Origin of the sequence: Pseudomonas sp. HN2-3, assembly GCF_020691745.1 — a bacterium.
In the GTDB taxonomy this organism is placed as follows: domain Bacteria; phylum Pseudomonadota; class Gammaproteobacteria; order Pseudomonadales; family Pseudomonadaceae; genus Aquipseudomonas; species Aquipseudomonas capeferrum.
Genome location: NZ_CP085704.1, coordinates 1,604,341 through 1,617,630, shown reverse-complemented (window position 1 = coordinate 1,617,630; position 13,290 = coordinate 1,604,341). Strand labels below are relative to the sequence as shown.

Annotated in this window: 11 protein-coding genes and 1 tRNA gene; all 12 read right to left on the bottom strand. The window is 64.1% G+C overall.

The features are described 5' to 3' along the window. Nucleotides 1-26: 26 nt before the first annotated feature. Nucleotides 27-102: transfer RNA gene (locus LJX93_RS07375), tRNA-Val, on the bottom strand. Between the two features lie 261 nt (nucleotides 103-363). Next, the gene (locus LJX93_RS07370) at nucleotides 364-1,137 is read right to left on the bottom strand and encodes an SDR family oxidoreductase (protein ID WP_033700527.1); all 774 of its coding nucleotides are present in this window, start codon (nucleotides 1,135-1,137) and stop codon (nucleotides 364-366) included. Continuing rightward, nucleotides 1,134-2,345, bottom strand: coding sequence for an O-succinylhomoserine sulfhydrylase (locus LJX93_RS07365; protein WP_033700528.1), 1,212 nt, complete (start codon nucleotides 2,343-2,345; stop codon nucleotides 1,134-1,136). The genes LJX93_RS07370 and LJX93_RS07365 overlap by 4 nt, the downstream gene beginning before the upstream one ends. 15 nt (nucleotides 2,346-2,360) lie before the next feature. Beyond that, nucleotides 2,361-3,866, bottom strand: a complete 1,506-nt coding sequence (gene purF / locus LJX93_RS07360; RefSeq protein WP_033700529.1) for an amidophosphoribosyltransferase — start codon at nucleotides 3,864-3,866, stop codon at nucleotides 2,361-2,363. Nucleotides 3,867-3,908: 42 nt separating this feature from the next. Then, nucleotides 3,909-4,466, bottom strand: a complete 558-nt coding sequence (locus LJX93_RS07355; protein ID WP_033700530.1) for a CvpA family protein — start codon at nucleotides 4,464-4,466, stop codon at nucleotides 3,909-3,911. A gap of 121 nt (nucleotides 4,467-4,587) precedes the next feature. Beyond that, nucleotides 4,588-5,247 (bottom strand): SPOR domain-containing protein, encoded by a 660-nt coding sequence (locus LJX93_RS07350; RefSeq protein WP_033700531.1) that lies wholly within the window; start codon nucleotides 5,245-5,247, stop codon nucleotides 4,588-4,590. 4 nt (nucleotides 5,248-5,251) lie between these two features. After that, nucleotides 5,252-6,538: a bifunctional tetrahydrofolate synthase/dihydrofolate synthase gene (gene folC, locus LJX93_RS07345; RefSeq protein ID WP_227696889.1), complete on the bottom strand. Its 1,287-nt coding sequence runs from the start codon at nucleotides 6,536-6,538 to the stop codon at nucleotides 5,252-5,254. Beyond that, nucleotides 6,538-7,431: an acetyl-CoA carboxylase, carboxyltransferase subunit beta gene (gene accD, locus LJX93_RS07340; RefSeq protein WP_033700534.1), complete on the bottom strand. Its 894-nt coding sequence runs from the start codon at nucleotides 7,429-7,431 to the stop codon at nucleotides 6,538-6,540. Before accD ends, folC begins: the two co-directional genes overlap by 1 nt. Before the next feature lie 218 nt (nucleotides 7,432-7,649). After that, nucleotides 7,650-8,270: a phosphoribosylanthranilate isomerase gene (locus LJX93_RS07335; RefSeq protein ID WP_227696887.1), complete on the bottom strand. Its 621-nt coding sequence runs from the start codon at nucleotides 8,268-8,270 to the stop codon at nucleotides 7,650-7,652. Nucleotides 8,271-8,330: 60 nt separating this feature from the next. Then, nucleotides 8,331-9,188, bottom strand: coding sequence for a tRNA pseudouridine(38-40) synthase TruA (gene truA, locus LJX93_RS07330; RefSeq protein ID WP_033700536.1), 858 nt, complete (start codon nucleotides 9,186-9,188; stop codon nucleotides 8,331-8,333). A gap of 128 nt (nucleotides 9,189-9,316) precedes the next feature. Then, nucleotides 9,317-12,082 carry a FimV/HubP family polar landmark protein gene (locus LJX93_RS07325; protein ID WP_227696886.1) on the bottom strand — a complete coding sequence of 922 codons (2,766 nt, stop codon included), beginning with the start codon at nucleotides 12,080-12,082 and terminating at the stop codon, nucleotides 9,317-9,319. 70 nt (nucleotides 12,083-12,152) lie between these two features. Beyond that, entirely contained in the window at nucleotides 12,153-13,157 is a 1,005-nt protein-coding gene (locus LJX93_RS07320; RefSeq protein ID WP_033700539.1) for an aspartate-semialdehyde dehydrogenase, read from the bottom strand. Nucleotides 13,158-13,290: the final 133 nt, after the last annotated feature.

Here is a 13,290-nt window from a genome sequence, read left to right as displayed (position 1 = left end):
GTCTTGCGTCAGGAACGCTCAGGAAGTGGTGGGTGATGACGGGATCGAACCGCCGACCCTCTGCTTGTAAGGCAGATGCTCTCCCGGCTGAGCTAATCACCCCCGCGATGTTGCTTGTTGCGTTTGCTTCGCTGAGGCCGCGAAATTTACGCAGGTACCGATGCTAAGTCAATACCCCCATTGAATTTTTTTTCAAAAAAGGCAAAAAAGCGGTTTCCACACCCTGTGCCATTTGGGTTGTTCCTGTTGGCTTGTTCAAGGGCAAGCCTGCTGCCATCGCTACACCACTGGCATATGCGCCGCCGAAAAAACAAAAAAGGGGCCTTCTCGGCCCCTTTCCTTTACAACTCATAGTGTTACAGCTCAGGTGTAGATCATCTTGCGGGTCATGCCGCCATCGACCACAAACTCCTGGCCGGTGACGAACGCCGCTTGGCGCGACAGCAGCCAGGCCACCATCGCCGCAACGTCTTCCACCGTCCCTACCCTGCCCGTCGGGTGCTGGGCATGGTCGGCTTCGGTCAACGGCTCGGCACGGCGCTGGGAAGGGTCACGCGCATCGATCCAGCCCGGGCTCACCGCATTCACGCGGATCTCCGGGCCCAGGCTCATGGCCAAGGCATGGGTCAAAGCCACCAGGCCGCCCTTGCTCGCCGCGTAGGCCTCGGTGTCAGGCTCGGATTGCCGCGCACGGGTCGAGGTCAGGTTGACGATCGCCCCATTGTGCGCACGCAGGTACGGCGCACAATGCTTGGCCAGCAGCATCGGGCCATTGAGGTTGACCGCCAGCACCCGGTTCCATTGCGCCAGGCTCAGGCTTTCCAGCGTCTGGTTATGCGGGTTGGCGATCGCTGCATTGCACACCAGCGCGTCCAACCGCCCGAACTGCCCCAGTACCTCGGACACCCCGGCACTGACCTGCGCCTCGTCGGCAACGTCCATGGTGATGAACCAGGCGTTGTCACCCAACGCCTTGGCTACCTTGGCCCCACGCGGGCGGTCCAGGTCGCTTAGCACCACCTGCCAGCCTTCACAGATCAACCAGGCGGCAATCCCCAAGCCGATACCGCGAGCGGCACCGGTCACCAGGGCTACCCGACCGTTATGGCCCGGTGCACCGCCTCTGATTTCAATCACAGTGCCGCCAACCCACGTGCAAGGTCAGCCTGCAGGTCAGCGACATCTTCCAGGCCCACGGCAACGCGGATCAGGCTGTCGCGGATACCCGCCGCTTCACGCTCCTGCGGCGACAGACGGCCGTGGGAAGTGGTGGCCGGGTGGGCGATGGTGGTCTTGCTGTCGCCCAGGTTGGTGGTGATAGAGATCATCCGCGTGGCGTCGATAAAGCGCCAGGCGCCCTCTTTGCCCCCCTTCACCTCAAAGCTCACCACGGCGCCAAAGCCGCTCATCTGGCGCTTGGCCAGCGCGTGCTGTGGGTGGCTTGGCAGGCCGGCGTAATGCACCTTCTCGATGCCGTCCTGCTGCTCCAGCCATTCGGCCAGTACCTGGGCGCTCTCGCAGTGCGCACGCATGCGCAAACGAAGGGTTTCCAGGCCTTTGGTGAAGATCCAGGCGTTGAACGGGCTGAGGGTCGGGCCTGCGGTACGCAGGAAGCCCACCACTTCTTTCATCTGCTCGCTACGCCCCGCCACCACGCCGCCCATGCAACGGCCCTGGCCGTCGATGAACTTGGTCGCCGAGTGGAACACGATGTCAGCGCCAAGCTTGAGCGGCTGCTGCAGGGCCGGGGTGCTGAAGCAGTTGTCCACCACCAGCATGGCACCACCGGCGTGGGCGATTTCACTGAGGGCGGCGATATCGACCAGCTCGGCCAACGGGTTGGACGGCGACTCGACGATCAGCAGCTTGGTATTGGCCTTGATGGCCTTTTCCCAACCGCCAAGGTCGACCAGCGGCACGTAGTCCACCTGCACACCAAAGCGTTTGAAGTACTTCTCGAACAGGCTGATGGTCGAGCCGAACACGCTCTGCGATACCAGCACATGGTCGCCCGCGCTGCACAGCGACATCACCACCGCCAGGATTGCCGCCATGCCGGTGGAGGTGCCCACGGCCTGTTCGGCGCCTTCCATGGCCGCCAGGCGCTCCTCGAAGGCGCGCACGGACGGGTTGGTGTAACGCGAATAGACGTTACCCGGCGTTTCGCCAGCAAAGCGTGCCGCCGCATCGGCGGCCGTACGAAACACATAGCTGGAGGTCAGGAACATCGCTTCGCTGTGCTCGCCCTCCGGTGTACGGTGTTGCCCGGCGCGCACCGCCAGGGTGTCGAAACCGACACCCTCGAGGTCACTGTCCAGGCGCCCGGCATCCCATTGATCCGTCATGCCGTCGCTCCCTAATCAGTTGTTGTAGAGGTCGATGATCGCGCTGACCGCCTGGGTCTTCACCTTGGCCAGGTCGTTACGGGCCTGCTCGATACGCTCGAGGTAGGCCGCGTCGATGTCGCCGGTGACGTACTCACCGTTGAACACCGCGCAATCGAAGTGCTCGATCTTGATCTTGCCGCCACCGACCGATTCGATCAGGTCAGGCAGGTCCTGATAGATCAGCCAGTCGGCGCCGATCAACTCGGCCACCTGGTCGGTGGTGCGGTTGTGGGCGATCAGTTCGTGAGCGCTCGGCATGTCGATGCCGTAGACGTTGGGGTAGCGTACCGCAGGGGCTGCGGAGCAGAAGTAGACGTTTTTGGCGCCCGCTTCGCGGGCCATCTGGATGATCTGCTTGCAGGTGGTGCCGCGCACGATCGAGTCGTCCACCAGCATCACGTTCTTGCCGCGGAATTCCAGCTCGATGGCATTGAGCTTCTGGCGCACCGACTTCTTGCGTGCGGCTTGGCCGGGCATGATGAAGGTACGGCCGATGTAGCGGTTCTTGACGAAGCCTTCGCGGAATTTGACGCCCAGGTGGTTGGCCAGCTCCAGGGCCGCAGTGCGGCTGGTGTCCGGGATCGGGATGACCACGTCGATGTCGTGCTCTGGGCGTTCGCGCTGGATCTTCTCGGCCAGCTTCTCACCCATGCGCAGGCGCGCCTTGTACACCGAGACGCCGTCCATGATCGAGTCCGGGCGGGCCAGGTAGACGTGTTCGAAGATGCACGGCTGCAGTTTCGGGCTCTTCGCGCACTGTTTGGTGTACAGCTGGCCTTCTTCGGTGATGTACACCGCTTCGCCCGGCGCCAGGTCGCGAATCAGGGTAAAGCCGAGCACGTCCAGGGCGACGCTTTCGGAAGCGATCATGTATTCCACGCCTTCGTCGGTGTGGCGCTGACCGAACACCACCGGGCGAATACCGTTCGGGTCACGGAAACCGACGATACCGTAGCCAGTGACCATCGCCACCACCGCGTAGCCACCGACGCAACGGCTGTGCACGTGAGAAACCGCAGCGAACACGTCCTCTTCGGTTGGCTGCAGCTTGCCGCGCACGGCCAGCTCGTGGGCGAACACGTTCAGCAGCACTTCCGAATCGGAGTTGGTGTTGACGTGGCGCAGGTCGGACTCGTAGATCTCCTTGGCCAACTGCTCGACGTTGGTCAGGTTGCCGTTGTGCGCCAGGGTAATGCCGTACGGCGAGTTGACGTAGAACGGCTGGGCCTCGGCCGAGGTCGAGCTGCCCGCGGTCGGGTAGCGCACGTGGCCGATGCCCATGTGGCCCACCAGGCGCTGCATGTGGCGCTGCTGGAAGACGTCGCGCACCAAGCCATTATCCTTGCGCAGGAATAACCGGCCGTCATGGCTGGTCACGATACCGGCAGCGTCCTGGCCGCGGTGCTGGAGGACCGTAAGCGCGTCATACAGCGCCTGATTGACGTTCGACTTACCGACGATACCGACGATGCCACACATGCGACGCAACCCCTACTTTGACGAAACTTGAGTGAATAGCGCTCAGGGCTTTGCGGGCCCGAGCAACTGTTCCTTGAACGGGAGATCAGCCGGTGTGCTGATCACCCCACTGGACATCCACTGGCTGGTGAAACCGAGAATCAGGTTTTTCGACCAGTCAGCGACCAAGAGAAATTGTGGTATCAGGCGTGATTCCTGCCACCAGGTGTCTTGTTGAACCGGCCCCAGGCTGAGCAGCCCGATGGCCACCACCACCAGCAAAGCCCCCCGCGCGGCGCCGAAGGCCATGCCGAGGAAACGATCGGTGCCGGACAGCCCGGTCACGCGGATCAGCTCGCCGATGAGGAAGTTGATCATGGCCCCCACCAGCAGGGTGGCGACAAATAGAATGGCGCAACCGGCGATGGTACGCATCGACGGTGTCTGGATATAGCTTTCAAGATACACCGAGAGCGAGCCACCGAACATCCAGGCAACCGCACCGGCAATGATCCAGATGAGCAAGGACAAGGCTTCCTTGACGAAGCCGCGCTTGAGACTGATCAGTGTGGAGACGGCGATGATCGCAATGATCGCCCAATCAACCCAGGTAAATGCCACGGTGCCGCCTACAGACGTTTGAGGCGGCGCATTTTATCAGAGCAGCGGGCTGGGAGTAAGCGGAATGTCGGGCCGATCAGCAACTGCGCGATACCTGTGGGAGCGGACCGCGCTGGCACCATCAACCGCGTTCAGGCTGGAAACGCACCACGAAGCCTTTGAGGCTGTGCTTGCGGTTGATTGCATCACGCACACGCTCGGCCTCGGCGCGTTCGATCAGCGGCCCGACATACACCCGGTTCATACCGCCTGCAGAGCGGATGTAGGCGTTGTAGCCCTGGCTGCGCAAGGTCTGCTGAAGGCTTTCTGCCCCCGCGCGGTTGGACAGGCTGGCCAGCTGGATGGACCAACTGACCGGTAACCCGTTGACGTCGATTTTGGACGGCGCTGCGGGCTTGGCTGCTGCGACGGCAGGCGCCGGCGCAGCGGCGGGCTTGGTTTCCACCTTCTGTGCGGGTACTGACGGCTTGGCGGCCTGGGCCTGGGTCTGTGGCGACGGCGTGATCGGCTGGCTTGGCGTGCTCGCTGGCGCAGTAGCCTCGTCGATCACTACCGGGGGCTGCTGTGGCTCCTCAGGAATGACCTGAGGCTCCGGCACGGCGACCGGCTCCACCTTCACCTCGGGCAGGCTCGGCATGGCCGGTGCCTGCGGGGCTTCAACCCGTACCTGGCGCATCTCGTCCTCGCGGGTGAACAGCATCGGCAGGAAGATCACCGCCAGCGCTACCAGCACCAACGCACCGACCATGCGCTGTTTCATCCCCTTATCCAGCACTGCCATCTACTCAACCCTCCGGGGCCTGCCGCGCCAACCACTCCAGGGCCTGGGCGACACAGAAAAACGAACCGAACAGCAGGATCTGGTCATCCGCCGTCGCCTGCGCGCATTGCCCTTCGAGGGCGGCGTCGACGCTGGCATAAGACTTCACCGAGGCGCCGAGGTTCGTCAAGGCATTCGCCAGTTCTGCGGCCGGACGGCTGCGAGGTGTATCCAGTGGTGCCACCGCCCAGTCGTCGACCAGCCCCTGCAAGGGTTCGACAACGCCCTGCAGGTCCTTGTCAGCGAGCAGGCCGAACACCGCCAGGCGGCGCCCCTTGGGCGGTCGAGCGGCCAGGCGCCGCGCCAGGTAGGCGGCGGCATGCGGGTTATGCCCCACATCCAGCAGCAACTCCACCGGCTTGCCCTGCCAGTTCAGTTGGCGGCGATCGAGGCGCCCGGTGATGCGGGTGTCGAGCAATGCCTGGCGGATTTGCCCGGCATCCCATGGCAGGCCCATCAACAAATAGGCCTGCAGGGCCAAGGTGGCGTTTTCCATGGGCAGGTCGAGCAATGGCAGATCGCGCAGCTCTACCCGGCCACGTTCGGCCGTGGTCCCGCGCCAGTGCCAGGCAGCGTCGCTGCTTGCCAGGTCGAAATCACGGCCACGCAGGTACAACGGCGCTGCCAGCTCCTGTGCCTTGTCCAGCAAGGGCTGCGGCGGGTCGAGGTCGCCACACAGCGCCGGCTTGCCGGCGCGGAAGATACCGGCCTTCTCGAAGGCGACGCACTCACGGGTATCACCCAGGTAGTCGACATGGTCGACGCCGATACTGGTTACCAGCGCCAGGTCGGCATCGACCACGTTCACGGTGTCCAGACGGCCACCGAGGCCCACTTCGAGCACCACGGCATCCAGCTTCGACTGGTAGAACAACCAGAACGCCGCCAGGGTGCCCATCTCGAAATAGGTCAGGGAAATTTCGCCCCGCGCCGCCTCGACGGCGGCGAAGGCATCGCACAGGCGCTCATCACTGGCCTCCTGGCCATCGATGAGCACCCGCTCGTTGTAACGCAACAGGTGCGGCGAGCTGTACACGCCAACCTTGAGCCCCTGGGCACGCAGCATCGCAGCGACAAAGGCACAGGTGGAGCCTTTGCCATTGGTACCGGTGACGGTTACCACGCGCGGCGCCAGCTTGCCCAGCGCAAGGCGGGCAAGCACGTTCTGCGAACGTTCCAGGCCCATGTCGATGGCCGATGGATGCAACTGTTCGAGGTAGGCGAGCCATTCGCCCAGGGATCTTTGTTTCATCACGCGACCGCAGCCGCCTCACGTGCCTGCTCCGGGGTTTGCTGGCCGGTCATCTGCGCCAGCAGGCGGGCCAGACGCGGGCGCAGCTCGCCACGGGAGATGATCAGGTCGATGGCGCCATGCTCCAACAGGAACTCGCTGCGCTGGAAGCCTTCTGGCAGCTTCTCGCGCACGGTCTGCTCGATCACGCGGGGGCCGGCAAAACCGATCAGTGCCTTTGGCTCGCCGACAATAACGTCGCCGAGCATCGCCAGGCTGGCGGAAACGCCGCCGTAGACCGGGTCGGTCAACACCGAAATGAACGGGATGCCTTCTTCACGCAGGCGCGCCAGCACGGCCGAGGTCTTGGCCATCTGCATCAGCGAGATCAGCGCTTCTTGCATGCGCGCACCGCCGGAGGCCGAGAAACAGACCATCGGGCAGCGGTTTTCCAGGGCGTAATTGGCGGCGCGCACGAAACGCTCACCGACGATGGCACCCATGGAGCCGCCCATGAAGGAGAATTCGAACGCACTGACCACGATTGGCATGCCCATCAGGGTGCCGCTCATGGAGATCAGGGCGTCTTTCTCGCCGGTCTGCTTCTGCGCACCGGTGAGGCGGTCCTTGTACTTCTTGCCATCGCGGAACTTCAGGCGGTCGACCGGCTCCAGCTCGGCGCCCAGTTCGGCACGGCCTTCGGCGTCGAGGAAGATGTCGATACGCGCACGTGCGCCGATGCGCATGTGGTGGTTGCACTTGGGGCAGACATCCAGGGTCTTTTCCAGCTCCGGACGATACAGCACGGCCTCGCAAGCCGGGCACTTGTGCCACAGGCCTTCAGGCACCGAGCTCTTTTTCACCTCGGAACGCATGATCGAAGGGATCAGTTTGTCGACTAACCAGTTGCTCATGCTTTCTTTCTCCAGTATCGGCGGGCGGGGGCCAGCGTGACCGGCCTGCCCTGCCCTTGAGCTCAATATCTTTTATGAAACGATGATGGACCGGCCGCCGGGGCTTCCTTCGCGCCGCTCCACCGTTAATGTGTTGTTCGACCGTCGCACCGACGGCCGCCCCGCAGGGGCTGCGATAGCTATGGACGATGGTGCGCCGCCAACCGTCACATCCACTGTCACGCCTGTTTCACCGCGCGCATGAAGGCTTCGATCTTCGCCGCATCCTTGATGCCCTTGGCCTGTTCCACCCCGCCGCTGACATCCACCGCATAAGGCCGCACCTGGGCAATGGCCTGGCCGACATTCTGTGCAGACAGCCCACCGGCAAGGATGACCGGCTTGCTCAGGCGGGCCGGCACCAGCGACCAGTCGAAGGCCTCGCCAGTCCCCCCAGGTGTGCCGGGCACGTAGGTGTCCAGCAGCACACCCCGGGCGCCAGCGTAAAGCCGACAGGCCGCCTCCAGGTCATCGCCTGGGCGCACCCGCAGGGCCTTGATCCAGGGGCGGTTGTAACCCTCACAGTCTTGCGGGGTTTCGTCGCCGTGGAACTGTAGCAGGTCCAGCGGAACCACTTCGAGGATCTCGTTCAGCTCGCAGCGCGAGGCGTTGACGAACAGCCCGACCGTGGTCACGAATGGCGGCAGCTCGGCAATGATCGCACGCGCCTGGCGCACGTCCACGGCGCGCGGGCTCTTGGCGTAGAACACGAAGCCGATGGCATCAGCCCCCGCCTCGGCGGCAGCCAGCGCGTCTTCGATGCGGGTAATACCACAGATCTTGCTGCGAACGTTGCTCATGGACTGCGAACCCTGCTATAGCGGTGAAAGGCCGGATGTTAGCAAATGACTTTTCGTCCGTCAGTCAGCCAATGCCTCATAGCCGGTCAGAAAGTGTGGGCCGATGTAACGCTTGGGCAATTGGAAGGCTTCGGGGTACTCCACTTGCACCAGGTACAGGCCGTACGGATGCGCCGTCACCCCGCCTTCACGGCGATTGCGCCCCTCCAGCACCTCACGTGCCCAGGTGGCTGGCCGCTCGCCCGCGCCAATGGTCATCAAGACACCGGCGATGTTACGCACCATATGGTGCAGGAACGCCGTGGCACGCACGTCCAGCACGATCATCTGGCCATGGCGGGTGACGCGCAGGTGATGGATGTGCTTGATCGGCGACTTGGCCTGGCACTGGCTGGCGCGGAAGGCGCTGAAGTCGTGGGTGCCCAGCAGGAACGCGGCGGCTTCGGCCATGCGTTCGACATCCAGCGGGCGGTGGTTCCAGGTCACCTCCTCGGCCAGGTGTGCCGGGCGGATCGGGTCGTTGTAGATGACGTAGCGGTAACGCCGCGCCGTGGCCTTGAACCGGGCGTGGAAGTCTGACGGCATCGGGCGCGACCAGACCACACTGATGTCGTGGGGCAGGTTGAAATTGGTACCCAGGGTCCAGGCGCGTTCGTCGCGGATGGCGCGCGTATCGAAATGCACGATCTGCCCGCAGCCGTGTACCCCGGCGTCGGTGCGCCCGGCACAGATCACCGAGATAGGCTCGTTCGCCACTTTCGACAAGGCCTGCTCGAGGGCTTGCTGGACGCTGGGCACACCACTGGCCTGGCGCTGCCAGCCGCGATAGCGCGAGCCCTTGTATTCCACGCCCAGGGCGATACGGGAGTAGCCTTCGGCCGCGGATTCGGCGGCGGTGTCGATGATGTCCAAGAGCATGAAACCTGTGGTGAATACGCAATGGCGGGATTATAACGACAACGGCAGCCCTGTTGGGCTGCCGTTGGGGGTAACGCCTGTCATGGCGCCGTCGCCGACACGCCGGCGACAACGCTTCAGCAGTAGAATCAGACCAACCGGGACAACAGCTCCTCGGCTTCCTGACGCTGGGTCCCGTCGCCATCCTTGACCACTTCATCAAGGATGTCACGCGCCCCCTGGTGGTCGCCCATGTCGATGTAGGCACGCGCCAGGTCGAGCTTGGTGGCTACTTCGTCACTGCCAGAGAAGAAGTCGAAGTCCAGGTCATCCAGCGGCTCCGGCTCCGGCTGCGCCACTGCATCCTCAGTGGTGAAGTGCGGTTCCAGCGAAGGCGACTCGAGGTTCTGCGACAGCTTGTCCAGCTCTGCGTTGACGTCGTCCAGCTCCGAAGCAAAGCTTTTGGCGGCCGGCGAATCGTCGTCCAGCGACAGCGACAGGTCGAAATCGGACGGCAGGTCGAGCTCGGTGATCGGCTCGAACTCCGGCACGCTGTCGAAGGCGGCCAGTTCGGCGGCGACATCCACCGGGGTTTCATCGGCGACAGCCGGGGCAACCGGCTCGCTGACATCAAGGTCGAAGTCGTCCAGGTCCGCAACCGGCTGCGGCTCGGCCTGCGCCAGCATCGCTTCGAAATCAGCATCGGCTTCGGCTTCGGCTTGCAGCTCGGCGTCCACGACGGCCGGCTGTTGCTCTACCTGCACCTCGTCCAGTACGGGCTCATCCGGCACCGATTCATCCAGTACAGTCTCGTCCAGTACCGGCTCGTCCAACAGCGGCGCTGCCAGTGGATCTTCCTCGGGCAGGTCTTCGTCAAGGCTCAGATCGAAGGCGCTGTCCAGGTCCGATTCCTCAAGCGAAGGCATCTCGCTAAAGGCCTCGGTTTCAGGCTCGACGATGTCATCCAGCGCTGCCTCAGCGACCGAATCGGGCTGCTCCAGTACCGCTGGCTCGTCTTCCGGCTCAGGCTCAAGCGCTTGCTCTGCCATGCCCTCGGAAACAACGTCTTCAACCACCGGTGCCTCAGGCGGGTCCTGCAGCAGGCCCTGCACGTACTGCTCATCCATTTCAGCAGCCAGCGCTGCCGCGCCCAGACCGGCGGCGGCCACACCCAGCATGGCTGGGAAGCGGCCTTTGATTTCCTGAACCTGAGCCACGTTCTGTTCGGTGGCCGGCAGCACACGCTCCTGCTCGACGAACGCACTGTGATCACCCTGGCGGGCATACACTTCCATCAGCTTCAAGCGCAGCTCATCACGGCCGGGCTCTGCGGCGAGGGCGGTTTCGAGCAGCTCGGCGGCATGATTCAGACGGCCGCTTTCAACGCTCTGCTCGACCTCGGCCAGCAGCGCGGCAGTGGCGTCGGGCTCAAGCACAGGCTCGGTGACCGGGACCGCAGGTTTTTCCGCGGCGGCAGCAGCTGCGGCAGAGGCCGCGACCACGGCTGGCGACAGCGTGACGCTCGGTGCCGTAACATCCAGGCCTTCAAAGCTGTCGGAGGCCATGTCCAGCCCCGCACCCTGCTCTTCCTCAGCCAAGGCCCGCGCCATGCGCAGGTGTTTCTCTGCCTCTTCCTGAGCCTTGCGCTTGCGCATCAAGAGCACCAGCAGAAGCAGCAGCACGAGGAACGCAGACCCTGCAATCAGCCACAGCAGCAAGGGGTTGCCGAGCACATCGTCGAAGGCGCCGCGCGGCTGGGCAGCCGGCGCAGCATTGGCGGCAGGCACGTTTTTCGGCGCGGTGTCGACAGCGGCCGGCGCAGGCTTGACCACTGGCTGGGCATTTGCCGCCGGTTTCGTGGGTGCTGGCTCGCCTGGCAGCGCGGCGGCGACCGGCGCCGTACCGGCCGCGCCCTGGGCCTCAAGACGGGCCAGTTGGTTGTTCTTCAACTCGATCAGACGCTGCAGCTTGTCCAGCTGGCTCTGCAGGTCTGCCATGCGGCTCTTGAGCTCATCGTTGTCACGGCGGCTGGTGTCGAGGCTTTCCTGGGCCACGGCCAGCTTGTCATTGAGCGCCTTGGCCTGCCCTGCGCCAGCCTGGTTGCCGGGGCTGACCAGGCGCAGGTTGTCACCTTGGGCAATGCGCTCCGGCGCCGCGTCGGCAGCACCACGGCGGGTGGCGTCGAGCTGGCGGGCACGCGGCCCCAGGCGCCGGCCTTCACGCCAGGCCGCATACTGCTCGGCCACGTCGCGAACCGCTTCACCCTGAGGGATGTTCTGCACCTGTTGCTGATCGGGCAAGCGCAGTACCTGGCCAACCTTCAACTGGTTGATGTTGTTGCCAATGAAGGCGTCCGGGTTCAGCGCCTGGATCGCGATCATGGTCTGCTGTATCGAACCGCCCTGGCTGTTGCGCGCGGCAATCTGCCACAAGGTGTCGCGGCGCTGGGTGGTGTAGTTGCTCGCACCCGTCACCGCCGGCGCCACATTGGCCGCCGCCGGTTGCTTGCCCTGCGCCTTGGCCTGGTCGAGCAGGACGCTGTAGTCGCGCAGCAGTCGCCCCTGCGGCCACATCACCTGGACCAGGAACTTGACCACCGAGCCCGGCAGCGGCTGGCTGGAAGTGACGCGCAGCACGCTCCTGCCGTTGGGGTTGATCACCGGTGTGAACGTCAGGTCTTCGAGGTAAGTCGGAAAGGCCACCCCCGCCTTGCTGAACTCTTCCGGCGGCGCCAGGCTCGGCGCCACCTCGGCGGCAGTGAGGTCGCGCACATCGAGCAATTCGATCTCGGCGTCCAGCGGCTGATTCTGTGCCGACTTGAGAGTCAGCTCCCCCAGGCCCAGGGCATTGGCCATACCCGACGACAGCGCCGAGGCAGCCGCCATGGCCAGAACCAGTTTGCGAATTCGAAGCATGACCTCTTCCCTTGTATGAATCGTCCCGAAACCTGCATGCAGAGCAGGACAAAAGTGCTCGCAGTATCTTTTACAGCCTGTCTTTAATCAACAATTGTGCCACCTGCACAGCATTGAGCGCCGCGCCCTTGCGCAGGTTGTCGGTGGTCAGCCAGAGGTTGAGCTGCTGGTCTTCATCGACACCATGGCGTACACGACCAACATAGACCACGTCTTGGCCCACTGCGTCACCAACCGGGGTCGGATAATCGTCGCGCTCCACCAACTCGACGCTGTCGGCAGACTCCAGGGCCTGGTTGACCGCAGCCAGGTCGACCGGGCGACGGCTCTGCACGGCCACACTGAAGCTATCGCCGAAAAACACCGGGACTTGAACGCAGCTCACCGAAATCTTCAGTTCAGGCTGCCCGAGCAGCACGCGCAATTCGCTGACCAGGCGCCGCTCCAGCGCGGTGTGGCCCTGTTCGTCGGCGGCGCCGACCTGGGCCAGCAGGTTGAACGCCATCTGGCGGTCGAAGAAGCGCGGCTCCAGGGGGCGGGCGTTGAGCAGCTCGGCGGTCTGCCGGGCCAGTTCGCTGACCGCTTCGCGCCCCTGCGCGGACACCGCCAGCGCGGCCATCACCTGAACCCGTTCGATGTCCAGCAAGCCTTTGAGCGGTGCCAGCGCAACGGCCAGGGCAACGGCTGCGCTGCTAGGGCTGGCAATGCGTGCAGGCAGCGTCAGGCCGGCAAGGCGTTCGGCATTGGCTTCAGGCACCACGGCAAGGGCATCGTCCAGGCCGGCGGACAGGTCGATGACCGTGCAGCCTGCCTGCAGGGCCTTGCTGGCGAAGCTGCGGCTGACCGCCGCGCCTGCGGCGAAGAAGGCCAGCTTGACCTGGGCGAAATCGAAGCTGTCCACTTCGCGGACTTTGAGCTTCTTGCCGGCGAACATCACGCTGCTGCCTGCGGACTCCATGCTGGCCAGCAGGTGCAAGGTGGCGACCGGGAACGCCAGTTCTTCGAGAATCTGTACCAGGGTTTCACCGACGCTGCCGGTGGCGCCGACGACGGCGATATCGAGAGAAGGGTTCATGCTACGGGCTGCCTCAGGCGAAACGGGGAGCGGCACTTTACTCGCATTGCCCCGACGAGGCCAACACAGCCATTCGTTTGCTACCAGGCGTAACCCACCATAAAAAAACCCGCGCTGTCGCCAGCGCGGGTTT